This window comes from Paenibacillus sp. ALE3 (assembly GCF_054113405.1).
The window spans coordinates 578954-603132 of sequence record NZ_CM134214.1 but is presented as its reverse complement, the minus strand read 5'-3'; the positions used below and the strand labels follow the sequence as shown (position 1 = coordinate 603132).

Sequence of the window (24179 nt, the reverse complement as noted above, 5' to 3'; positions counted from 1 at the left end):
CAATTATTCGTATCTCAATGCATCTATTGGCCTCAAACTTGCTGCTTTATAAGCCGGATATACTCCGAATAGGATGCCTGTGCCCGCAGAGCTAAGAAACGAATATATGATAGGCGAGATTGTAAATTCAATGGTCATATGCGCAGCCGCCTCAAGTATTTTGGAAGCTCCTATACCTGTAACAACTCCGATTGTGCCTCCTAACAGACCAAAAATGATCGCTTCAGACAGGAATTGAATCATAATATCTCTCGGCTTGGCACCAATGGCTTTCCGAATACCGATTTCTTTTGTACGCTCTATAACTGAGACCATCATAATATTCATAATTCCGATTCCCCCTACCACGAGGGATATCGCGGCTACCCCACCCAATAGGCTGGTCATAATACTATCTACACCAGAAGCTGCACCTGCTGCCTCTGACAGACTCATAATTTGAAATTGATCTGGTTCCGAAGGTTTTAGCTGGTGTGTCACACGCAAGCTTTCCAAGATGTCTAAGCGAGCCTGATCCATCAAGGCTGGTGACTTGGCAGACACGTCCAATCCGGTAATATTCTTCTCACCCAGACGGTTCATCATGGTTGTAGCAGGGATGTAAATTTGTTCATTACTACTGTAGCTTAAGTTCGTAACTGGCTGAGTATCCAATACTCCGACTACCTTGAAAGGGATCTGCTTAATTTGAAACGTCCGTCCCAATACATTTTGGCTATCTCCACCAAAAAGACGTTGAACCGCTTGGCTTTCAAGTATGGCGACATTCATGCGTTTGTCCATCTCATCGTTGGTAAATGTTCTACCCTCGGCAAAGGAAAACTTTTTGACCTTATAGAATGAAGCGGAAGTTCCTACAATAGTGGCGTTATAGTTATATCGCCCCCACGTAGCTTTTGAATTGCTCGTTATATTCGGCATTAATGCATCTATAGACTTCTTTTGTTCCAACGCCTCGACATCAGCCCAAGTAAATGATGGTGTGTGGTCATAATCTATTTCACCATCGACCATTGTCATAGCCGGCGCAACCATCAATACGTTATTTCCTAATTTATTAATTTCCGCCTTTATGCGGGCTGTAGATCCGTTTCCGATCGCCATAATGGCAATAACTGCTGCCACCCCGATAATAATACCGAGTATCGTTAAAATTGAGCGTAGCTTGTTAGTGATTAAGCTATTCATGGATACACGGATGGTTTCCATTACATTCATAGGCTTACCTTCCTTGATGAAATTCGTCTATTTGCAATAGGCTCATCACGTTCAATATTACCATCCCGAAAGCTGATCAACCGTTTGGCATATTCAGCAATCTCCAGCTCATGCGTGACCAAGACGATGGTTTTTCCCAGCTCATTCAAGCCTTGAAATAATTCCATAATTTCGATACTCGTCTTCGTATCCAGTGCTCCCGTAGGCTCATCCGCCAGCAGAATAACAGGATTATTCACCAATGCCCGAGCAATGGAAACACGTTGCTGCTGACCACCAGATAGCTCGTTAGGCTTGTTGTACATCCGTTCTGCAAGGCCAACGCTGCGTAGTGCCTCTACGGCTCTTTCCCGACGCTCCTTGGCAGGTACACCTGCATACATCATAGGCAGCTCTACATTGGCTAATGCTGTAGTTCGGGGAAGTAGATAGAATTTCTGAAATACAAAACCCAGCTTCTGGTTTCTAATCTCCGAAAGCTCGTTCTCTCTAGCATCCAATATGGAGTACTCATCCAGGTAGTACTCTCCGGTATCGGGATGATCCAGGCAGCCAATGACATTCATCATGGTAGACTTGCCCGAACCAGATGGCCCCATGATAGCAACAAACTCCCCTTCGCTAATAGATAAATTAACACTGCGCAGAGCCTGAATCTTCTGTCCGCCTACCTCATACATTTTTTTCAGTTCTTTAATTTCGATTACAGCTTTATGGGATTGAGTTTCACTCATTGTGCCTGCCCCCCATCAGGGTCTTGACCCTCTGGACTGCCATTCGAACCAGCACTACCACCCTGAGGTGGGATCACAATGGTCTCACCGTCCTTGACACCAGACTTGATTTCCGCCTGATCTGCTGTATAGACACCCAGTTTCACTGGTCTAAACTCATAATCCACCGGATTCGCCGCGTTCTTCGCCACATATACTCCATCCACACCGCCTTCAGATCTCAGTGCAAACAGCGGCACAGATAACGCATTTTTGTGTTCAGCTAACAGAAGGGATACATCCATATTCATCCCTGGTTGCAGCCTTATCTTTTGGCTATCCAAAGACAATTCGATTTTGTATGTAGTCACATTGGATTCGGTAACCGGCTCTGGAGAAACAAAGAGGACTTCGCCTTTAAATTGTTTGTCCGGAAATGAATTCGAGTGCATTGTCGCCTGAAGTCCAGTCTTCAATTTAGCAATATCACTTTCATTAACCTTGGCAAGAACCTTCATAGCCCCTGTGTTTGAATTATTCATTACAATAAAAGGTGCAGTAGGACTGGTACCCACATCGCCGTTGACCTTCAAAATGATCCCGTCCCACGGCGCCGTAACCTGTAATTTACTCAGGACACTTTTCTTCTGCTCTAATGCCGTTTCAGCCTGCAATAAAGAAGCCTGTGCGGATTGGATGTTGGAAGCTTCGGGCGGGGACTGTGCAGCCTTTAATTGTATTAAAGCTGTTTTATAGCCCATTTCCGCCTCTTCGATCGCCTCAGTTTGCTTGGTCTGTGCCTTCTTGTACTGCAGCTCCACATTGCTCATATCCAATTTTGCCTTATCCAGATTTTGCTTGGCTGTTGCCAGGTCACTTTCTGCTGCCGCATCATTCTGAACCAGATAAGCCTGGTCATCATAATCCTTCTGAGCCTTATCCAAAGTCACCTTGGCCGACTCCTTTTGAGCAGCGGCTTCCTCTAATTCCATCGTGTTCTTGGCTGTTTTAATCGCCATCTGTGCCTTTAAGACATTAGCTTTCTGCAACTCTATATCATTCGTTTTGGGTCCGCGCTTGGCTTCCTCCAGTTTGGCTCTTGCAATCGCCACATTCGATTCGGCATCCTTAATTTGCAGCCTGGCATCCGAATCATCTAATCGTGCTAGAACCTGACCTGCTTTGACGCTATCTCCTGCTTTGACATTGACAGCGACGAGCTTGGCACCCTCGACATTTGTAAAATTAATGTTTACTTCCTTGGAAGCCTGAACGGTTCCAGTGACTTTAAGCGACTCGGTCATGTTTGTTTTCTGTACCTGTACGATCTGGTTTGCAGGACCCTCCACAGGCTTTTCCTTACTCCTGTTCATATAAACAGTACCGCCAATCCCCGCTATAATGATCAGGACAAAAATGCCTATAATTCTTTTCAGCCTTCTTTTCTTTCTTACTACCTGCAATGCATCTTTCTTTTCTATTTCTGACAATGTTATATCCCCTTCAAAAGTATTTTTTCTAAATCCTATACGCTCCACGGCTTGTTCAAAGCATGTTGCAGCAACGTCATTTGAACAATCAGTTCATCCATATTCCGTTCGATTTGCTTCACTTTTAATTGATTTGTGGCGACTTCCGTACCTGTAGCAAAACCACGTTCCTTTTTTTTACGAGAAATGTCCAATACTTTATTGACGTTCTGTAGATTACTTTGCATTTGCTCGTATTGTTCAACATTTTGCTGTAAGTTAAAGTACATACTCTTCAAGGTTTCTGCCAGTTGATCCTTGGTATTTTCCAGTCCGCCTTCTGCTGAATCTACATCAATCTGCTTAATTTCATAATCATCCGTTCCTGAGTTCCAGGTGTAATATTTAACTTCCATCTTGGCCAGCTTGACAGCTTCCTCCTGTCTCCACACCGAAGAACTCGCCGAGATTGCACGCGTCACCAACGTATCCAAATTCGTGTTGTCTATTTTGGGGTAAACAGGGCGATCAACCAGTTCATATACCGTACCTTGAGGTTGACCCATTTGCGTATTTAATGAATCCATCGCTTTTCGCAATGCAGTCTTTGCAATGTCTACATTCTTTTGTGCTTCTATACGATTCTGAATAATCGTGCTCTGGTCACCTGGTGAAATTTTTCCACGGTTGGCCTTCGCTTCAGCAGCCTTTTCCTCTAATAACGCGAGCGAAAGTGCATCCTCACTACTCTTCACTTTGTTATCAGCCAAAAGTACATCGTAATAGTTTTTCATTGCAGCGTAGTCTGTCTGATCTTGGGCAAGTTCAATTTGCTTCTTGGATTCCAGATAAGAAACCGTCGATGAAGCATACCCCTTCCAGGCTGAACTACTAGCCGCATCCTCTTCACCGTTGCCTGTACCTGCCGGAATAAAATCCAGATTCTTACCAGCATTTTTTAGGTTAATCCGGTTACGATCTATCGCTTGCTGGGCCTCCTTCAAGCTAAAGCTATTAGACCGCGCCCATTGCTGGGCTTGGCTCAGTGTTAGTTTCACGCTCGCTTTGGTAACCTGCTGCTGCGCCTCCTCTGCTTGAACAAAGGACTCTGATAAAGAACTGGCCGACAAGGCGAGCAGCAATAAAATGAACAAACTTTTTTTCATGATATCCCCACTTTTAAAATATGGTATCGACTTGAATAGAATTCACTAATTCGTTGTTATATGAATTAAATATCTTCTGATGAACAAATTCGCCCTGCACCTACTCGTCAAGGCTCTCAGCCCATTGAGACCTTATTTTGTATTTGATGAAAATTCCAGAAAGGAGGAGTCTAACCCTACCCTTCTGCAACTTTTTTTCATGTGGCTTATCGCTCTTTACAGCATCTTTAAATCCAATTGACGAAGGTACAGGAAACGTACAATAAGAAAGGAAAAGAATTGAATTACCCAAAAGCAAATCATAATTTGAATAAGCGTAAGATGAAAGGGTACTACAGATGGTTCTGACATAACTAAACAAAGCACTATTCCTATGGATGAAACAACTAATGGCAGAAGAAATAGGAATGCAATTTGTCTGGATGCAGCTCGTCTCATTTCCCTTGAGCTTAGTCCAATTTTGGATAAAGACCGGTATATTTCCTCATCCCGTTTAAGATCTACATACAATCTGAAATAAAGTAGGCTTACTGTGCTTGCCAACATAATGATGGCGATAAATCCGCCAATAAATTTACTAATATTCAGATCCATCTCCGATGTCAGATAATCCACTGCTCTAGAGTTAAGCGATCCTTTATTCACCTTGTTGGCCAGCAGGGAATACAACCACACCTCTTCTTGGGTCTCAGAAGTTTCCAATGATACTTGGCCACTCTTCCATTTAGGCACAAAATAATAAACAGATTTGTATGCCAATGGAACATTGAAATACTGTTGTTTAACTAAATGTTCGTAAGTTTGATCTGAGACAACAAGCAACCTTCCTAGTTCAGAAATGATGTTTCCATCAAACTTTATGCTATGGTCTATCTTCTGAGTATCCACAATCTGGATACCCGTAATTCGGGATTTCCCTTGATTGTAAGTTAGCCTTTTTTCAAAAAAGGTTTTCTGTTCTTCTAAAGACATCCCGTTTGAATCAAAAATGAAAAAGCCTTGATCATCTCGAAGCGTAGGTACCTGTATTTGTTTCTTTAATTTAGAAGCAAGAGGCTCATAGTTGGATTGTTTCATCACAGGTGCCAACTGTTCACGAAAGGGAAAGATCAGTACTTCACTTTTCGAATAATCCACCCCGGCCTTATAAAGATTTTGATCAATCTCATCTTCAAGATCTATGGAACTTACAACATCAGAAAAAAATGCAAATGAATAAGACTGCTCCCTAAGAAATCTATTTTGCTGCTGCATGGAGTCAAAAGTTGAAGCTGCTCCTAGAAAGGAAACGATAGAAATTAGGGTAACCAATGTGAACAGCCCGGCATTATTCCTCATTTTGTATGTGATTTCAGATAGCCATAACAAACGAGTTCCACTCCAACACCATTTCCTGTTGGCTCTAAACAATTGAACGAATAATACACATGATTGGGCATATAGTAAGTAAATTCCAATAAACCCCATTACAATCGTATATTTAAATGTGTCTCCAACTGAATAGTGCAACATATAAAAGGATAGAGTCCCCAAACGATACGGTGCCAGATAAATATATGGTGGAAAATCCAGCTTCATTAAATATACAGCCGCTCCTATTAGCGCTATTGCAAGAAAGGACAGGCTCCATGAAGCTTTAGGCTCTTTTTTGAGCTGAGGAACCTTGCTAAAAAGCTGCTGTAATTTAGATTGGCGTATGAAGAAAACAGATACAAGTGAGATCAAGGTAAACAAAAACATAAAGCCAACTACGGTGAAAGCCAGTGCTTTCCAAGGAAAATAAAATGTTAAATACAGCCCTGTGGCACTGGAGCCCAAAAGTAGAAAGAACTTTGCGGAAACAAATCCCCCAATCATGCCAGTAACCAATGATAAAAAGCCTATAATTAGATTTTCAAAAGCTACTAAAAAATATATTTGTCTATGACTTGCGCCTAAAATGGTGAGTATACCAAATTCTTTCTTACGTGCAGCAACAAAGATATTGTTTGTGTATAATACGAAAAAAAAGGAAAATACAAAAATCAACAGATCCGCAACCTGTAATCCCTTTTTTACATTAGCTGCTGTGATTACATTCGAGACATCCGGGTGAAAAATAAATACCGCATATACGAAAAAAATCGTAATCATTAAGGAGCTGCTTAAATAATAAGGAACGTAAGCACGCGCATTGCGTTTGAGATTATTCCACGCTAACAGACGAAAGCTCATGTGCATGTCTACTTCCCCCCAAAAAGGAGAGCATATCTATGATTTCCTGAAAAAATATTTGCTGACTATGACTACGACGGATTTCATTATATAACTCACCATCTTTAATAAAAATTACCCGGTCGCAATAGCTGGCTTCCAAGGCGCCGTGTGTTACCAGCACAATTGTAGAATAGTCTACACGGTGGACAAGGCTCAGCATTTCCATTACAAAGCGCGAAGACTTGGAATCGAGATTTCCGGTTGGTTCATCTGCAAGCAGGAGCGAAGGAGAGTGAATCATAGCTCTGCCTATGGCTGCACGTTGTTTTTGTCCCCCTGACACCTCATAAGGCCGTTTGTCCAAAACATCTGTAATATCCAGTTTTTTCGCTACTTCTTCCAGTTTGTGCTCCATTTCCTTTAACCCTTTTTTATTCAGCATCAGAGGAAACAGTATGTTCTCTCCCAAAGTGAGGGTTTCCAACAAATTATAATCTTGAAATACAAGCCCCAGTTCTTTGCGGCGAAATAAAGCCAGCTTATCCTTCTTGAGCAGATGTGGATTTTCCCCTTTAATGCTAACCTCGCCAGAAGTCGGCATATCAATGGTCGAAATCATATTTAATAATGTTGTCTTCCCACTACCAGACGGACCCATAATGCCAACAAACTCACCTGGTTGAATCGTTAAATGGATATTGTTGAGAGCTCGGTGTGGAACCTTACCATAGTATATTTTGGTGACTTGATCCATTCGTACAATCTCCATCGTTCATTCCTTTCTTTTTCCTATGTCATGATCATAATCCATCCGGAACAAAGCGTCGATCGATTAACATTACAAAAACCTTAAATGTGTTGTAAGGTTTCTTATGGGTGTATTGGAAACAGAATCTCAACCGTCGTTCCTTCACCTACCGTCGATGTGAGTTGAATGTCATGATTCAGCCTTTTGCAGATTTCTGCCACCAAATAGAGCCCCATCCCCGTAGGTTCACTATACTTCCGTCCATTTTCACCTGTGTAATAAGCCTCAAATACCCGCTCTATATCTTTATTAGGGATACCAATCCCTTCATCCTGTACTTTCAACACAATCACATGATCTCTTACGTCAGATATCAATTTCAGGCTGTGGGCATAACCTGAAGAATACTTTATCGCATTAGTCACCAATTGATTAATGATAAATCTTAACCATTTGGCATCGGTAATCACATTCAACTGCTCGTCCACTTCATTGGAAGGATAAATTTCGTTGCGAATCAATAACCTTTTGTTATCGTAAATCACTTCACTAACCAGCTTTCGTAATACAACAGGCTCTACATGAAAGTCTGGTTCAAAGGATTCCAATCGTGACATATACAAAATCATTTCCAGTCCTTTTCCCATTCGATCAATCTCATCGTGAATCTGATCCGACTCGGGATCTATTTTTCCTTTGAGAATTAAATGAATCACAGCTAGGGGCGTTTTCATCTGGTGAACCCACTGGTTAATGAATGTGATGTGATCACGCTGCTGATGCTCCAATTGATGAATCTGAGACTGGTACAACTGGTAGAACTGCAAAAGCAAATGCTGTAAAGAAGAGGCTAACGGATTAAGTACCTTCATCTGAATAAGCTCATCTAAATCTCTAATGTTAGCAGTGGATAATATTCGATATAAACCAGAATACATGACGTACCGAAATAGCAAATAGACCAGCAAAAGGATAAACCCAAAAAAGACCGAATACAAGGCGGTCGACAAGTTACGATAACCATCCATCCAGTAAATACTCAACACAAGAAAAAGTTGGATAATATTAAAAATGATCATGGAAAAATGATCACGCCAAAACAGCTTCACTGTTCTTCCTCCTCAGTCAAGTGCAGCCGGTATCCAGCTCCTCTAACCGTTTCTATAATATCCTCCAACCCCAGTTCGCTCAGCTTTTTACGGACACGGGTAACATAAACGTTCAGTGTATTTTCTCCTACATATTGGTAATCATCCCATAACGCTTCTAAGAGATGAACTCTCCCTACAACCTGCTTGGGATATGTCATCAGTAGCTCCAGCAGTGCAGCTTCTTTATGGCTCATTTCTACTTGCTTGTCATGAAACACCAGCTTCATAGTATCAGGATATAAAGTTAAGCCTGACACTGTTATGGTGCGTGATTTTTGGGCAACTGCATATAAACCATAGGTACGTCGCAGATTGCTTTCTACCTTGGCTAACAGTACTTCCGGATGAAACGGTTTGGTAATGTAATCATCTGCTCCATTTTGCAAAGCAATGACCTGATCCATTTTATCATCACGCGCGGATACAAACAGGATGGGACAAGTAGATTGAGTGCGAATTTGCCTGCACCAATAAAATCCATCAAACCGAGGTAAATTCACATCCAGTATGACCAAATCAGGCTTTACCTTCTGGAAAACACCTAAGACTTGATCAAAATTTGAAACGACAACTCCTTGATAACCATATTTCTCAAGATAGGATTGGAGTAAGGAGCTAATTTGAGGGTCATCCTCTACGATTAATATTTTATGCATCGTGTTTTCTACCTTCTTAGTGCTTGAATTTTAAACCACATGATTTTCTATATATAATGCCTTTATTTGATCGTCCAAGCAATAACAACAACCGAATTCCTTTTATTTGTAGCTTAGGAGGGTCTCATGGTGTAAATTGAATCCCGAATGATATGCATGGTGCCAAACACCAGAGTGATTAACAAGATAATTATAATGGCGATAACTATTACTGTAATCATGATCTCTTTATAGTTTTTTAACGTTTCATTACAACATAATTTCGACTTAAATACCTCTTTAATTTTATGCTTTGAATAGTTCATACTTTGCTCACTTCTCTCCTCGGCTCGCTATTTTCCATACTAATTAGCTTCTACCTAAGGAACAACAGCCAAAGCTTACAAAAACATTACTTTGTTGTAAGGTATAAAGAATTCAGATCATCAGAAGCGTGTGTCTTTATAAAAAAATGAGTCGGGTTCTATGACCCGACTCATTTTCCGTATTTCTACTAATCCCCATAGGGATGTCCCGCGCTTATGCCTCTTAATTTTGACTTGATGCACTTCTCTCTTGAAGTGATCTACACTTCAAACTTATTTAGATAAAGAAACTGCACCTCTGTTTGTCGTATCCCCTTGTTGTTCCGCCAGTGATATACCTAGCTTCAACTCAGAAAGAATGCTCTCAAAATCACGGATCGTACTTTCAATGGAAATTGTAAAACTTCACATATTTATGCAGTCCAGTTCGCGAGTTGTTTGTTTAGTGTCAATAAAAGTTCTTCCTTCAATTAGTTCAGATTTAAACTCTGCGATACGTAATGGAGCAAGATTCCCCCCATACCACCTGACATCCACAAAGTTGTTCCGGAGAATATCTTCTTGTAATCGGAGCTGAGGAATGTTAAAAGCCCTCAATTTTTGTTATAATGATACAACTTCCTCCTATTAATGTCACTCATTTCTTAACTTTCACAAAATCAATCTCAAACCAAAAAGTTAAGCTTAAGGTATTCATTTGATACAATGCCATGCTTAAGGAAGCTATAGTTGTAGTCAAAGAATAGCAAGACTTATAGTATAAACTCTTTTTAAAAAATTTCTTTACCAAGTTTAGTGTCCTTATTATCTCTTATTAAAAATTCTATATTTTTGCGGAGATATTCCCTCCCAGTTCACAAACCACCCTGTAAACGACGATGGATTCTCTAATCGCAATTCTTCACTAATATCAGACATGGACCACTCTGTTGACTTGAATACATGTTTCGCCTGTTTCAATCGAAGTTCAGATATGTGTACTGTTGGGACTGACCCCATAACGTGAGACAAATCATAGTGAGCTGACAAATGAAAAGAAAGCTTCAGACCGGATGAATCAGTCTGAAGCTTTCTTTGTTTCGTTTATCGCGTTTTACTTAACTATATCAAACACCATACACTCTGTATTGCTCTCCCTACCAAGGCGTTTCCGTTTTGTGTTCAATCACTTTCAATACTTTGGGTTCAAGAATCCGTTTCAATAGTTCCAGCGTACGATCGTCAACAGTAGCTCCACCATGCGGATCGGCTTGGATTTGTTTTTTAGCCTGCGTACTTGCGATAACGTCCATGACTTGTTGTTTGGAAATCTTTTTAGATGCTGCGATCTCGACGACAGATGCCCCCTTTGCCAATTCTTCTTTCAAGTCTGCTGGACTCATGTGAAGTAAAGAAAAGAGCTCTTCATCGTTTAAAAAGGCATCTGCAGTATAGTCAGGCTTGCCGTTAGTCATGAAAAAGCCTTCCACGGATGGAGCAGGGCCGCCTCCGATCAGAGAAACGCTGATCGTATTCCCTTGAACGAATGCCTGATAAAACGGCGTTGTTGATCCCTTTTCGGTGTAGTTCAATATAAATGTTTTTTGGTCCGGTGTCTGCATCGGCTCCATGTTACATTCGTACTTACTGGAGCTGCCGTACAGTTTGTTAATGAGGTCATCTACTTTCGATTTGATTTCTTGATCGGTTAAGGAGATGACCGGCTTCTCCTGAGGCTCCCAATTCTCTTGGTTCACTTGTTCGATTTCACCCGTGATACCGTTCAAATCAAGTCGGACCTTTTTGCCGTGAGCTCCCTTTTCCTGTAGCACGATGCTTGTTTGAATGGCTTTCCCCTGACTTGTATTCGTGGGGTCTCCTCCAATCTGGCTGGCGTCGATAATTTCAAACGACTTGGTTTCCGGATAAGAGCGATACAACTTTTCAAGCGCTGCTTGGCCAACCGCATCCATCTTGACTTGTTTGGCTGTCATCGGTGTTCTCGTAATCATTTCAATCAGGGGAGGGGCCGCGAATGCCGCGGTTGGAATCATAATTACTGCAGCGATGATGCCGCCGATCAATCGTTTTTTCATCGTTTTTTTGCTCCTTTGCCGTTGTACGTATTGAGAATAGGATTGTTCGACTCGTTTGGAAACAGCCGGGGGACATTCCATGGTCTCTGCTTCTTGGTGCAGGTACTCGCTGATTTGGCTTTCAATAGGCATTGTTCTTTTCCATCCTTTCCAAGGAGAGATTTCCCAAGTGTTTTCGAAGCGACTGCAGGCCGGCATGATATCTGGACTTAACTGTACCCAGCGGAATATCGAGTAATGTCGCAATCTCCTCCAGCCTATAGTCGTGGTAAAAGCGGAGTATGATCACCGTTCGCTGTTTATCGGTCAGCTTGTGCATGGCCTTCGATATTTCAGGGTCTGTCCCATCCGTCCTCACCGTGGTCTGATCCCAATGACGCTCTTCCCGAGAAAAGACACGGATGCGTTCGAAAATTCGGAATCTCCTCCAGCTTTTCACCCGGAATCTTTGCACTTGTCGGATGACCAAGCCGTGCAGCCAGAAGTGGAAAGGACGATTCGGATCGTAGTTGGGAAGCGAGGTCCACATTTGCATGTAGATCTCATTCATAATATCTTCGCGATCCTGCGGATGATCCACCAGAAAAGAGACGGTCCGATAGACATCCTTATAGGTGGCATCATACAACGTGTGAAACGCCTGCTGATCTCCTTCAATCATTTTTGTGAGCACGTGGTACATAGATTCACTTTGCATTCAGAGGGCCCTCCTAAGTAAGCAGCTTACACCCTATATTGTCGCTCGATGGAAAAAAGGTTCGGTTTTTATGTTCTCGGTTGGGAGTCTATGGATTGCGGGAAGGCGAGCAGTGGCATGAAAGCGTGGAAGACATCTTGTTCTTTCCGTCAGATTGAACGGTGAGCTCAAAGAATTGGGCCTGCTGTCGGACGATTATAACAAGGTCTGGAGATGTAAAAATGGCCTTCATGCAGCAGGTTATATTTCTACTAAAATCAGAGACAATAATTTGTTAGGTCAAATTGAATATGGCTACCAATACCCCCAATTTGCAAGAGACGAAGCCAACAAAACGCAACACTGGCTGCTATGCAGCTTAAGTTTCCAACTATGATTACAATTGTGAAGGCCCCTGTTGCTTAACGACGTAGCTGATCCCAAAACGTGAGACACATCAAAACATCTTCAAGAGAATCAAGCCATGTCGTAAGATATGGAGATAACCTTGTAGGTGTTTTTACGTCTGAGATTAATCTGGACTCAAGCTCATCAACTTGTACGCTGAAAAAACCTAAGCTTCTATTAATGCTCCTTGTGATACCCCAATGATCTGTGAGAATTCAGTTTGATTATGTTGTTCCTCATTAGTCCTCCTTCTGTCTAAAAATTAAAAAACAGCCCCAAAAATAATTTTATTTATCGGGACTGTCAAGTTAGCTAAGCTATTAAGTTATTCTTATGAAGAGGTTTATCTTACAACATCATATATAAAATACCCTGTCCATTTTCACTATAAAAACATGAAAACTCGAATCAGTGAATAATAAACACTCAGGTATTAGCTTCGCTGTCTCATCGCCTCGAATAATAACACCGTAGAGGCCATGGCTGCATTCAGTGATTCCGCTTGTCCCTGCATTGGAATGAATACTGATTCATCCACCATACTTGCGGTAGCAGCAGAAATACCCTGGCCCTCGTTGCCAATCACGAGCCAAGTGGATACACGCAAATCTATGGTATAGCATGATAAGCTTGCATCGAGCGAGGTGCTGAGCAAGCGGGCACCTTTGCTTTTGGCCTGCGGCAAAAGCTCTTCCAGACTGCCTTCGATCACCGGCAGATGAAACAACGATCCCATCGTGGAGCGGATCGTTTTGGGATTATATAGGTCGGCGCAACCATGACCCAATATAACGCCTGCGGCTCCAGCAGCGTCCGCACTGCGAATGATAGTGCCTACATTGCCGGGGTCCTGCACACCGTCCAGCACCATCACCAGCGCATCTGGTTGCTCCAGCAATGCTGCGAATGCGCTACGCTCCTCCTTACGCACGATGGCAAAGACAGACTGCGGCGTCTTGGTATCAGTGCATTTGGCAATGACCGCCGCCGACACGGGAATCCATTCCACCGGCTGATCGGCTGAATCCAGACCATTCAGCTCGGCAGGAATCCCCTTGTCCAAATCATAGGCGACGCTTTCAACAGCCGCGTTCGAACGCAGCGCTTCCTGCACTAGATGAATACCCTCGACAATATATTTATGCTGCCGTGTGCGATGCTTTTTTTCGAGGAGTTGCGACCATTCTTTTACACGTGCATTATTCGGTGAAATGATTTCCATTGATTTAACCTTCCGTTTCTAGGTCTGTTTCTTTAAAAATAAATGATGCATCACTTGTACTTGAACATCAAACCTCTCTAAGCTGCAAAAGCCAGCTCCAGCTTGGTTAGATCGTCCTTGTGACCCACAATGACCAGCACATCACCCGCTTCCAGACGATCCTCGGCATAAGGTGAAATGTTCATCTCCTGGTTTCTGCGGATCGCCATTACATTGCAGCCGAAGCGTGCCCGTATGTCTAGCTCCTTCAAATTTTTGCCGATCATGGAATCAGCGGCTCGCATTTCCAAAATACTGTAGTCCTTGGACAGCTCAATATAATCCAAAATATTAGGAGACGTTAAATGGTGGGCTACCCGCAGTCCCATATCCCGTTCAGGATAAACCACTTTATCCGCACCTATTTTTTGCAGCACTTTTCCGTGCAGTTCATTTTGTGCTTTGACCACAAGAGCAGGCACACCCATGTCCTTGAGGATCAATGTCGTTAGAATGCTGGCTTGTATATCTTCACCAATTGCGACTACAATTACGTCAAAATTACGGATACCCAGTGCTCGCAGTGCTTCCTCATCGGTCGAATCGGCAGACACTGCATGCGTCACAATATTCGACATTTCCTGTGTACGCTGCTCGTCCGAATCGATAGCAAGTACATCAAACCCCATCTCACTCAGCGCGCTGGCAACACTGGAACCAAAGCGCCCCATGCCAATGACCGCATACTGTTTTTTTGCCATTCCTTCTTTACCTCCCGCTCACCATACTGTCCGTCATAGTATAGCATATCATGCTACAAACATAAATTTTGACATCCTTATTCCAAATGCTTCTCCATGTATACTGGGCCACAGCCCAAGCCATAATACATTCGATCACTATTACAACATACGGGAGGTACACATGCCCATTACAATGGATTTACGACAAGCGATTGTTCACAAAGTTCACGGCAAATCAGAGGCTGATCTTACGGATATGATTATTGGGTCAGTGGATGGACCGGAAGCCGCTTTGCCTGGATTAGGTGTCATTCTTGAAATCGTATGGAAGCATATGAGTCCAAACCAGCAGCAGGATTTCGTCCATTTGGCACATGAACAAATCGATAAAATCAAACCCGTGCCCTTAACCTAACCCTAGCTATTCAACTTCTTGTTATGCTTTAATTGTGCTCATTATTTTTACCCGTATTCGAAAATAAGAATAGTCCACTCGCATTCATGTCGAGTGGACTATTCTTGGTATATATCAAATGACTGAGATCAGATTGCTCTGCATATAAAATTTTATGGAGCCATTTCCAAAAACTTAGCGGTTGGATTTTTTTCTATAGCCGTACGCATGGCATACTCATTTTCGAACAAGGCTACATAATTGCCTTTCTTATCTTTTACCAGCGTAGAGTTGATACGGAACTTGCTCGGATCAATCTGCTCATCCACAATCCAACGTGCAAATTGGAACGGCATACGTTGAAGCTGTACATCTACCCCATATTCACCCTTCATGCGGTATTCAAATACTTCAAATTGCAGTTGGCCAACTACACCTAGTAGCGTATCATCAAAGCTTACCGTACGGAACACCTGAATCATACCTTCTTCGGTCAACTGGTCGATACCTTTCAGATACTGCTTGTGCTTCAAAGCATTTTTTACAGTAACCTTGGCAAAAATCTCAGGTGAGAAGGTCGGCAGTTCATCAAATACAACCTCGTTGCCTTGACTGAGTGAATCGCCAATGCGGAAAATACCCGGATCAAACAAACCAATAATATCCCCGGGAAATGCCTCTTCGACAATATCACGGTCCTGTGCCAAGAACTGCTGTGGTTGGGACAGCTTAATCTCCTTGCCCATCCGAACATGCTTAACACTCATCCCGCGTTGGAACTTACCAGACACGATACGCAAAAATGCAATCCGGTCACGGTGGGCCGGATTCATATTGGCCTGAATTTTAAATACATAGCCGGTAAACTTCTCGTTCGTTGGCTCAATTTCCCCCACTGTACTGTGGCGCGGTTCCGGCTTAGGAGCAAGCTGAAGGAAGTTTTCTAAAAATGTTTGCACACCAAAGTTATTAATCGCACTCCCAAAGAATATAGGCGTTAATTCTCCACGCTGTACTTTTTCCATATCAAAAGGGTCACCTGCGACATCAAGCAACTCTAAATCTTGGCATAATTGATCATGCAAATATTCGCCCGCCATCTCGCGAATAATCGGATCATTGTAACCTTCCACTTTTTGTACTTTGATCGTGGAATGGTCATCTCCCTGAAACAACTCAACCTGATTTTTGACACGGTCATAAACACCGCACAGATCACGTCCTGTACCAATCGGCCAGTTCATAGGCACCGAACGGATACCAAGCACCTGTTCCAGCTCCTCCATCAAATCAAAGGGACTGCGTCCTTCACGGTCCAGCTTATTAATGAAGGTAAAAATCGGTATTCCGCGCTTCGCACAAACCTGAAACAGCTTGATCGTTTGCGCTTCCACACCTTTTGCTACGTCAATCAGCATGACCGCACTATCTGCGGCTGTTAATGTGCGATACGTATCTTCACTGAAGTCCTGGTGACCCGGGGTATCCAGAATATTAACGCGATGCCCATTATAATCAAATTGCATCACTGAGGATGTTACCGAAATCCCCCGCTGTTTTTCAATCTCCATCCAGTCACTCGTCGCATGCTTGCTGGCTTTACGAGCTTTGACTGTACCTGCAAGACGAATAGCGCCCCCGAACAGCAGCAACTTTTCCGTCAGTGTCGTTTTACCCGCATCCGGGTGAGAAATAATCGCAAACGTACGCCGTTTGTCGACTTCCTGTTGAAGTATATCTGTTGTTTTACTCATTTCACATATCCCTTCATGATCAAATCCATTGCATTTCTGCTCAAGCTATTCATAAAAAGGCCATGATGCACGCCTATTTTCATAAGTTCATCGGCTCATTGCCGTTAGCTCCAGTATTCGGCATACTCCGTCACCATATTCATGATAAATACGATCTATTTACATGTTTTAGCCTGCCTTTAACGTATAATCAGTTGCAAACTGAAAACCTGAGACTAAGCCTATTATAGCATACTCCGAACGCAAAGCATCCCCTTACATCCTAAACAGGACATAGGGGGATGCATGACAAATCGGGATTACTGAGTGCCGCCTACTCGCCAGATGACATTATCTTCATCCTGACCGCTAACCGGCCACCACTTATAGCCATCCTGCTCTAACAGCTTGTGAGCACCATCAGGTCCCCATGAGCCTGCAGCATAGGTTTCCAGTGTATCCGGGGTCTGCTGCCATGCTTTGGCGATTCGATCAACGAATCCCCACGCTGTAGCAACCTCATCCCACCGCGTGAAGTACGTCGAATCACCCTCGATCGCATCCATCAGCAACCGTTCATAAGCCTCCGGTGAGTTGATCCCCACCATACAGCTTTGGCAAAAATCCATAGCCAGCGGCTCAATATCTGATTCCGAACCGGGTTTCTTGGCATTAATTTTAATGTAAATGCCCTCCATTGGATTGACCCGAATGACGAGCAAGTTTGGTTCCAGCTTATGCTTTTGACCGAGATATACATTGGTTGGCATGCTCTTAAATTCCACAACGATCTCCGTAGTTTTTACAGGGAGACGTTTGCCTGTACGAATGTAGAACGGTACACCAGCCCAACGGAAATTATCTACAAACACACGTGAAGCAAAATAAGTCTCTGTATTCGATTGTGGATCAACCTTGTCTTCTTGACGATACCCTGGCAACTGCTGACCTCGGTAACTGCCTTCAGTATATTGACCACGTACCACGTTGGTCTTCACATCCTCAGACGATTCAAAAGGTCGTAGTGAACGCAACACTTTCACCTTTTCATCACGGATATCCTCTGGTAACAGACGACTAGGCGGTTCCATCGCGATCATCGTAAGCATTTGCAGCATATGGTTCTGTCCCATATCGCGCAAAGCGCCAGAATGATCATAGTAACCTCCGCGTTCCTCCACCCCTACCGTTTCACTCAGCGTAATTTGCACATTGGCAATATGCTTGTTATTCCATAGTGGTTCAAAAAAGGCGTTAGCGAAGCGAATCACCTCGATATTTTGTACCATTTCCTTACCAAGATAGTGATCAATCCGATAAATTTCTTCTTCGGCAAATACTTCACGTATTTCGATGTTTAACTCTTGTGCAGACTCGAGGTTGTAACCGAAAGGCTTCTCTATAACTAGACGATTCCAGCCCTTGCCGTCCAACATGCCGCCCTCTTTCAAGCTCTTCGACACACTTCCGAATAATTCAGGCGCCAAGGCCAAATAAAACAACCGATTTCCCGGTATGTTAAACTTACCTTCTATAGCCTCCGTCTGCTGTCTGAGCTCATGAAACCCATCAACATTGTTGATATCCAGCGATTTATATTCAAAATGCTCGGCAAATGCCTGCCATTCTTGATCATTTTCTGCTTTGTAGCGACTAAACTCCTGTATGGAAGCGTACAGGTCATTACGGAATGCTGCTTCTGTGCGGGGACGTCTTGCTACACCAATAACAGCAAAATCTTCAGCAAGCTTGCCTTCACGGTACAAGCTGTAGATAGCAGGAAATAACTTGCGGCGAGCCAAATCGCCCGTAGCACCAAAAATAAACAGAACTGCACCTTGTGTCACAAGAGATTCTTTAACAGGTATGTCAGCCATGAAGTACCTCATTCTTCCCATGTCAAGATTCCGCAATCCACAATCCTCGAAATCCGCATGTAGTATTGTGTATATTTATACAAGATCATACTTGATTTTCGAAAAACATGGAACTAAAGATTTGATGACATTTTAACATATTCTACATGGATAAGCTATCCGATGAATCATAAATTTACCTTATAAGTCAGTATTCAATTGTGATAATCGGAAAACCGAGTGTTATACGTTTATTCTGCTGCGCTCTATTTTCATGTACCGCCATCTGCATCTGGACTTGATGCTCACCGCTTTGCACCATTAATGGCAGTTCTGGAGCTTCATAAGATACAGCTACTGTGGTTGCATCTGTGTATCTTTCTTTAGCCTGCATGGAGATATCCCCTGCTAAGCTTGCTTCTGTCCGTTTCATCAGTTGATCCTCGCTTTCCTTTGCTTGCAGCGAACGCTGAACGGAGGTGTTCCACTGCGCTTGAACCCCTATCGAATGTAATTGCTCGGCACAAAGCTTATGAAGCTGAATCAACTGCTCACGTCCTGTGTCGCTACTTTCCAGTTGAACGACTACATACCATTGTCCAGCTTGACGTTCCATCATATTTAAACGAATTTTTAAATCCTCACGATCACGAACAGAGCGATATAGTGTGTGCCCATTTTCTACGAGTTTGCTTGCTGTGGGGATATTCAGTTGCTCAGCTATCTGTGCCACTATATCTGCCGGATCTCCATGATTAGGAATCCAATCGCCTTGCCATTTTACAACCAGCTTATCCAGTGTACCCGGGGTTTGATCCGAGAGGATTAATAACGAGCGTAAAGCCGCTTCTGCCTCACGGGAATCAGTTGCGTTGGTCTGAAGAGTTCCGTAACGCCAGCCAGCCAGTACCAACACCGTTCCTAATACCAAAAATGCAATAACTCCCTTTTTAATCATTTCTGCTTTTAACATGGCCGTTCTTCCCCCTCCATAACCATTCATTCTCCGCATACACACAATGGAATGCTTTTTTTTTCGGCTCGATTGAAATCTATGAATCTATCAATAGCATGCCCGTTGCCAGAGGTTTTATACGCAGAGGAAGCCAGCACAACCTTTCAGAAATATTCATTCGCCTACTGGGTGTTCGACCATACACCGTAGGCACGATAAGAATAGACTATAATCACAACGCATCTTACACCAAAAGAGGTGAAATCATGTTTCCCATTTATCCAGTAAATGAAGCCAATGTGGCACCTCATGGCGGACGGATGGTCTGTGCCGTTATGCGTGATGGTACACGACACATTGGCATCTTAAGTGGGTGTAGCAAAGGTAAGCTGATGTTGAACGGATATCCATCCTCCTTTCCTGGTAGTCTCTATGCTGGAAGCTACAGTAACAAAGGAAAACAAAAAGCTAAAAAAAACTCCTCTAAAAAGCAAAAAAAGAACTCTAAAAACAAAGCTCGTTCTTCTGCCAAGCTAAATTCCTTTAATAGACCGCCGGACGAACTTCTCAATCCATACTTTCCTTATAACGTAGGCGCATTTGATTCAAATGGAAATAGGGGTTATGGAAACGGCAGAGCAGGCTATCGTGGTAGATATGGATATGGATACGGGGCAGGACTTGCACTAGATCTGGCTTTAATCGCCTTTCTATTCCTCCTTATCTAAACGCCGTGTTACAGAACACAAAAAAAACCGGAGGAACATTCATCGTCTCCGGTTCTTTGTATTCGTCGTTTTACAATTTACTCTGCTAAGCCGTTCTTATAAGCATAGATTGCCGCCTGTGTGCGGTCTTCCACTCCTAATTTGGCGAGAAGGTTCGTGACATGGAATTTTACCGTCTTAATCCCGATAATCAGTTCATCTGCGATATCCTGGTTAGACTTCCCTTGTGCCAATAAGCGAAGAACCTCCATCTCACGATCTGTTAGCTCCGTATGTGCGGGCGCTTCAGCCTGTGGCTGGCGAAACCGATTCATCATCTTAGAGGCCACCTGCGACTCTAGTACGGACTGTCCACGTGCTGCTGCACGGATCGCATCCGCGATCTCGGAAGCACGAGACGTTTTAAGCAAATAGCTGAATGCCCCTGCCTCAATGACCGGATACATTTTCTCATCATCCAAATAACTCGTCAGTACAATCACCTTTGTCTCTGGAAGCAGGCGTGTCACTTGGCGTGTCGTTTCGATACCATCCATGCCATCCATGACCAAATCCATTAAAATCACATTTGGCTTGTACTCTGATGCTAAGCGTATGCCTTCTTCTCCGCTACCGGCCTCGCCGACCACTTCAATCCCTTCTTCTGTCCCCAGCACCGCCGCAAGCCCGATCCGCACCATTTCATGGTCGTCTACCAGCAGTACGCTAATCGGTAATTCCGTTTCCATGATCATCGTTCCTTCCGCTTTCATCATAAATAACTGGCACAGACACCTCGATCCGTGTCCCTTTTCCCGGAGCCGTTATATACTGAATAGCTCCCCCAATTTCACTGACCCGCTCCTGCATGGTAGATAATCCATATGATGTCTGCTTTTTCTCATCCATTTCAAAACCAATACCATTATCCCGAATCGTCAACCTAATGGAATCCGGGCGTTGCACAATACGAATTTCCATACGAGTTGCTTTGGCGTGACGCAATGTATTAGACATCGCTTCCTGAACAATGCGAAACAAGTGATTCTCAATGCCCTTAACCAACTGTACTCCGCTTTCCATCTCAAAATCAATCTCCATCGGTACCTTTGCCTGTAATTCCTGTACCAAATCACGCAAACCCTGCTCAAGCCGTTTTCCTTCCAGATAGACAGGCCGTAGATGAAGTAGTAACGCCCGCATTTCGGATTGTGCCACGGAGGACATTTCTTCAATTAATGCAACTTGACGCTGCGCTTTATCAAAATCCTTGTCCAGCGTCCTACCCACAGCCGTCGCTGTCATTGAAATAGCAAACAATTGCTGCGATACTGCGTCATGTAACTCTCTGGCCAGCCGCTGCCGTTCCTCCACAATCGCAGTCATCCGTGCCTGTTCTGCTAACTGAGCATTATCCGTAGATAAGCGTTGTAAAGACGTTACTTGTTCCTGCCATTTACGCCCGATTCGTTCCAACTGCTCTCCTAGTCTGCCAAGCTCATCATGCCCTAGAGGTGGCAACTCACGTGCAGGGGTTCCCTTTTCCCACATCAGCAATGTCTCTCTCAACATTTCCAGTCTGCTTTTAAAGCGATAACTTTCATAAAATCCGTACATTGCCCCTGTACCAATCAACACCAGTATAACGGCTCCTGCTACTTTCAGTATCATTCCCCAGGTTGGGAACGACTTCACATATCCATATGTATACAGCATATAAAAGACAACTACGCCCACAACAACACACAGGAGGATACCTTCACCCATACTGCGGGTTACCATGTTGGACGTTTTTTTGTGATTCATCCCGGTTCCTCCTGGTTCAATAAAATCGAATACGGACATCGCCCGCCAAGTACGAAACGACAAACTTCACTTTATATTCACTCTGCTCAAAATGAGGAGACTTCCACACCAGTCGATTGAGCATCCCCGCCTCATGATCCCGGTCGAACTGAATCTGACCGAACAATACGAACATCTCCACCTCTACACCGTAATTATCCGGCAGCGTGATGTCAATGTCACCGAAGATCCCCTGTAAAAATATGACGGGCTCACGTTCCTCTGGAAGAGCGAGCGTCAAATCGGCATCCACATCACCAACCACATGCCATATGCTTGTGCTACGCAAGCTCCATGGCACTTCATCCCATTTATGATTGGATATGAAATTGTGTTTGAATATGGAGCTTTGACCTTTATGCAGCTTCCTGGAACGTGAATAGAACACAGCCAGCGAAGCCAATGTGATCACTACAAACAAGAACAAATGATCCAGCACCAGCAGACCGGCACCGATGGCAAGCATCGTATAGCCCTTTTTGATTTTGGAATTGCGGATCTTATATATTCCGGCCAGCATTAGGATCAGTGCAAACACGGAGAGGAACCCAATCCACTGACCGAATAAAATGATAATCCCGATGCCAATCCCTGCCAGTGCCAAGGCTGATTTTCTTTTCTCCATGCTGCACCCCCTTTTTTGTTTATACCGGAAGGAAAAGCCATAGTGGCGAAATATATCGCCATATGGCTTCCGAACCGTACAGATTGAGCACTGTTATTGGTCAGTGTCCATCTATACAGCATATCATAATGTTTGGGTTCCGAGTAGTTAGTCCTTCTTCATATCTACAGGTTTAGCACCTGCCTGAATTTTGGACTTCAATTGTTGAAGCTGCTCATCCACTTTAAATTGTTTTTCAGCTTCTGCGGGATTAACATATGCCTCTCCCGGTGCTTGACGATAAGGGGCACGCAGTACGTCAGCTTCTGCCTCCATTTGCATGATTTTTTCCTCCATGCGGTGGAAGCCCAGCGAAGCAGACCCGCTTTCAATCGTGTGCAAACTATTGATTTGCGACATTTGCTTTTTGGCTTTTGCCATTTGAGCACGAGATACCAGCTCATTACGCTTATTGCGCATTTTGTAGAATTCATCCTTCATTCCATGAAGCTGCTGTACCAGTTCTTTGGCTTGGAGCTCGGCTTGAGTGTGCAAGTCACGGTATTCATCCTGCTTTTGCACAAAATAAACCTTCTCGCCCAGTAGTTTGCGTGCTACTTCTTCCTGTCCATTTCGCAATGCAGATTCGGCCTGCTTTTCGCGCTCATTGGATACACGCACAGCCTCCTCCAAACGCTGTTTCATACGACGCTCATTTGCCATTTGCTTGGCGACCGTTACCTCAGCCTCGTGAATTTCTGCCTCCATATCGCGCAAGTACTGATTTAACATGATAATCGGATCTTCAACTTTATCCAACATTTCATTCACCGATGCTCTTGTCATATCCTTCATTCTTTTAAAAATTCCCATTATTTACGTTCTCCCTTCTCGAATTGCTCTACTTTTTTACGTAACTCTTCCAGTTCCTTTTTCATTGCTTTTTTCTCGATATCTTCCATCATGGAATCCAGATCACTGTTGTGCCCTGTATTAAATTTGGATGAATAGCGGGCATCCTGACCAAACGGGTTCGAGTTGCCGTATGCTCCGCCTTGATTGTAACCAGTTCCTTGTCCATACTGCGTTCTTGTACTACTACCGCCATAATAGCGTGGATCTTGATGGGTATAGGGACCACTATCTGGACCAAATCCTCCGTCGTAAGGAGATCTTGGTTCCTTGGAAATAACCAACGCTGCAATCACATAAATCATAAATGTGGTGCCTGCTGTAATAAAGAAACTGATCACAACCAAAATACGTATCCAAGTTGAGTCCATTCCTGTTGCGTCAGAAAGACCGCCACATACTCCAGTTAATACTCTATCCCGGTTTGATCGGTAAATTCGGGTCATAA

At 43.5% G+C, this 24179-nt stretch carries 22 protein-coding genes and 1 pseudogene; 2 read left to right on the top strand and 21 right to left on the bottom strand.

The features are described from left to right. Nucleotides 1-3: 3 nt before the first annotated feature. The 13 genes and pseudogenes from ACXHJ2_RS02715 to ACXHJ2_RS02655 all read right to left on the bottom strand — a co-directional run. Nucleotides 4-1218 carry an ABC transporter permease gene (locus tag ACXHJ2_RS02715; RefSeq protein ID WP_165083737.1) on the bottom strand — a complete coding sequence of 405 codons (1215 nt, stop codon included), beginning with the start codon at nucleotides 1216-1218 and terminating at the stop codon, nucleotides 4-6. Continuing rightward, a complete protein-coding gene (locus ACXHJ2_RS02710; protein ID WP_016819949.1) occupies nucleotides 1215-1952 on the bottom strand; it encodes an ABC transporter ATP-binding protein in 738 nt (245 codons plus the stop codon). The genes ACXHJ2_RS02715 and ACXHJ2_RS02710 overlap by 4 nt, the downstream gene beginning before the upstream one ends. Next, nucleotides 1949-3421 (bottom strand): efflux RND transporter periplasmic adaptor subunit, encoded by a 1473-nt coding sequence (locus ACXHJ2_RS02705; RefSeq protein WP_016819948.1) that lies wholly within the window; start codon nucleotides 3419-3421, stop codon nucleotides 1949-1951. The genes ACXHJ2_RS02710 and ACXHJ2_RS02705 overlap by 4 nt, the downstream gene beginning before the upstream one ends. Nucleotides 3422-3456: 35 nt before the next feature. Then, complete coding sequence (locus ACXHJ2_RS02700) at nucleotides 3457-4566, bottom strand: TolC family protein (protein WP_165083739.1); 1110 nt, start codon at nucleotides 4564-4566, stop codon at nucleotides 3457-3459. Between the two features lie 216 nt (nucleotides 4567-4782). Further along, nucleotides 4783-6786 carry an ABC transporter permease gene (locus ACXHJ2_RS02695; RefSeq protein WP_165083741.1) on the bottom strand — a complete coding sequence of 668 codons (2004 nt, stop codon included), beginning with the start codon at nucleotides 6784-6786 and terminating at the stop codon, nucleotides 4783-4785. Then, entirely contained in the window at nucleotides 6752-7531 is a 780-nt protein-coding gene (locus ACXHJ2_RS02690) for an ABC transporter ATP-binding protein (protein WP_165083743.1), read from the bottom strand. Before ACXHJ2_RS02690 ends, ACXHJ2_RS02695 begins: the two co-directional genes overlap by 35 nt. A gap of 101 nt (nucleotides 7532-7632) precedes the next feature. Continuing rightward, nucleotides 7633-8619: a sensor histidine kinase gene (locus ACXHJ2_RS02685; RefSeq protein ID WP_165083745.1), complete on the bottom strand. Its 987-nt coding sequence runs from the start codon at nucleotides 8617-8619 to the stop codon at nucleotides 7633-7635. Then, entirely contained in the window at nucleotides 8616-9317 is a 702-nt protein-coding gene (locus ACXHJ2_RS02680; protein WP_165083747.1) for a response regulator transcription factor, read from the bottom strand. The genes ACXHJ2_RS02685 and ACXHJ2_RS02680 overlap by 4 nt, the downstream gene beginning before the upstream one ends. 1109 nt (nucleotides 9318-10426) lie before the next feature. Continuing rightward, complete coding sequence (locus ACXHJ2_RS02675) at nucleotides 10427-10633, bottom strand: helix-turn-helix domain-containing protein (RefSeq protein ID WP_274597497.1); 207 nt, start codon at nucleotides 10631-10633, stop codon at nucleotides 10427-10429. A gap of 125 nt (nucleotides 10634-10758) precedes the next feature. Beyond that, nucleotides 10759-11829 carry a hypothetical protein gene (locus ACXHJ2_RS02670; RefSeq protein WP_185156552.1) on the bottom strand — a complete coding sequence of 357 codons (1071 nt, stop codon included), beginning with the start codon at nucleotides 11827-11829 and terminating at the stop codon, nucleotides 10759-10761. Further along, nucleotides 11819-12394, bottom strand: coding sequence for a sigma-70 family RNA polymerase sigma factor (locus tag ACXHJ2_RS02665; protein WP_013372986.1), 576 nt, complete (start codon nucleotides 12392-12394; stop codon nucleotides 11819-11821). Before ACXHJ2_RS02665 ends, ACXHJ2_RS02670 begins: the two co-directional genes overlap by 11 nt. An 820-nt stretch (nucleotides 12395-13214) precedes the next feature. Beyond that, nucleotides 13215-14003 carry a TrmH family RNA methyltransferase gene (locus ACXHJ2_RS02660; protein WP_025675775.1) on the bottom strand — a complete coding sequence of 263 codons (789 nt, stop codon included), beginning with the start codon at nucleotides 14001-14003 and terminating at the stop codon, nucleotides 13215-13217. 77 nt (nucleotides 14004-14080) lie between these two features. Continuing rightward, nucleotides 14081-14749: pseudogene (locus tag ACXHJ2_RS02655) on the bottom strand (potassium channel family protein); the annotation flags it as partial. Between the two features lie 157 nt (nucleotides 14750-14906). Here ACXHJ2_RS02655 and ACXHJ2_RS02650 point away from each other — a divergent pair. After that, a complete protein-coding gene (locus tag ACXHJ2_RS02650; RefSeq protein WP_165083751.1) occupies nucleotides 14907-15140 on the top strand; it encodes a small acid-soluble spore protein SspI in 234 nt (77 codons plus the stop codon). Between the two features lie 152 nt (nucleotides 15141-15292). Here the strand turns inward: ACXHJ2_RS02650 and ACXHJ2_RS02645 are convergent, their stop codons facing one another. The 3 genes from ACXHJ2_RS02645 to ACXHJ2_RS02635 all read right to left on the bottom strand — a co-directional run bounded on the left by ACXHJ2_RS02645 (nucleotide 15293) and on the right by ACXHJ2_RS02635 (nucleotide 19681). Then, nucleotides 15293-16873, bottom strand: coding sequence for a peptide chain release factor 3 (locus ACXHJ2_RS02645; protein ID WP_165083753.1), 1581 nt, complete (start codon nucleotides 16871-16873; stop codon nucleotides 15293-15295). A gap of 299 nt (nucleotides 16874-17172) precedes the next feature. Next, a complete protein-coding gene (gene zwf / locus ACXHJ2_RS02640; RefSeq protein ID WP_165083755.1) occupies nucleotides 17173-18729 on the bottom strand; it encodes a glucose-6-phosphate dehydrogenase in 1557 nt (518 codons plus the stop codon). Between the two features lie 187 nt (nucleotides 18730-18916). Then, a complete protein-coding gene (locus tag ACXHJ2_RS02635) occupies nucleotides 18917-19681 on the bottom strand; it encodes a YwmB family TATA-box binding protein (RefSeq protein WP_165083757.1) in 765 nt (254 codons plus the stop codon). A gap of 248 nt (nucleotides 19682-19929) precedes the next feature. Here ACXHJ2_RS02635 and ACXHJ2_RS02630 point away from each other — a divergent pair, with 248 nt between their 5' ends. Then, nucleotides 19930-20391: a hypothetical protein gene (locus ACXHJ2_RS02630; protein ID WP_165083758.1), complete on the top strand. Its 462-nt coding sequence runs from the start codon at nucleotides 19930-19932 to the stop codon at nucleotides 20389-20391. Between the two features lie 77 nt (nucleotides 20392-20468). Here the strand turns inward: ACXHJ2_RS02630 and ACXHJ2_RS02625 are convergent, their stop codons facing one another. The 5 genes from ACXHJ2_RS02625 to ACXHJ2_RS02605 all read right to left on the bottom strand — a co-directional run bounded on the left by ACXHJ2_RS02625 (nucleotide 20469) and on the right by ACXHJ2_RS02605 (nucleotide 24177). Continuing rightward, on the bottom strand, nucleotides 20469-21119 hold the full coding sequence (locus ACXHJ2_RS02625) for a response regulator (protein WP_013372995.1): 651 nt from the start codon (nucleotides 21117-21119) through the stop codon (nucleotides 20469-20471). Next, a complete protein-coding gene (locus tag ACXHJ2_RS02620; protein ID WP_013372996.1) occupies nucleotides 21097-22176 on the bottom strand; it encodes a sensor histidine kinase in 1080 nt (359 codons plus the stop codon). Before ACXHJ2_RS02620 ends, ACXHJ2_RS02625 begins: the two co-directional genes overlap by 23 nt. Before the next feature lie 16 nt (nucleotides 22177-22192). Continuing rightward, nucleotides 22193-22840: a cell wall-active antibiotics response protein LiaF gene (gene liaF, locus ACXHJ2_RS02615; protein WP_013372997.1), complete on the bottom strand. Its 648-nt coding sequence runs from the start codon at nucleotides 22838-22840 to the stop codon at nucleotides 22193-22195. A 147-nt stretch (nucleotides 22841-22987) separates the two neighbouring features. Next, the gene (locus ACXHJ2_RS02610; protein WP_013372998.1) at nucleotides 22988-23692 is read right to left on the bottom strand and encodes a PspA/IM30 family protein; all 705 of its coding nucleotides are present in this window, start codon (nucleotides 23690-23692) and stop codon (nucleotides 22988-22990) included. Beyond that, nucleotides 23692-24177, bottom strand: a complete 486-nt coding sequence (locus ACXHJ2_RS02605) for a PspC domain-containing protein (RefSeq protein WP_013372999.1) — start codon at nucleotides 24175-24177, stop codon at nucleotides 23692-23694. The genes ACXHJ2_RS02610 and ACXHJ2_RS02605 overlap by 1 nt, the downstream gene beginning before the upstream one ends. Nucleotides 24178-24179 lie beyond the last annotated feature (2 nt).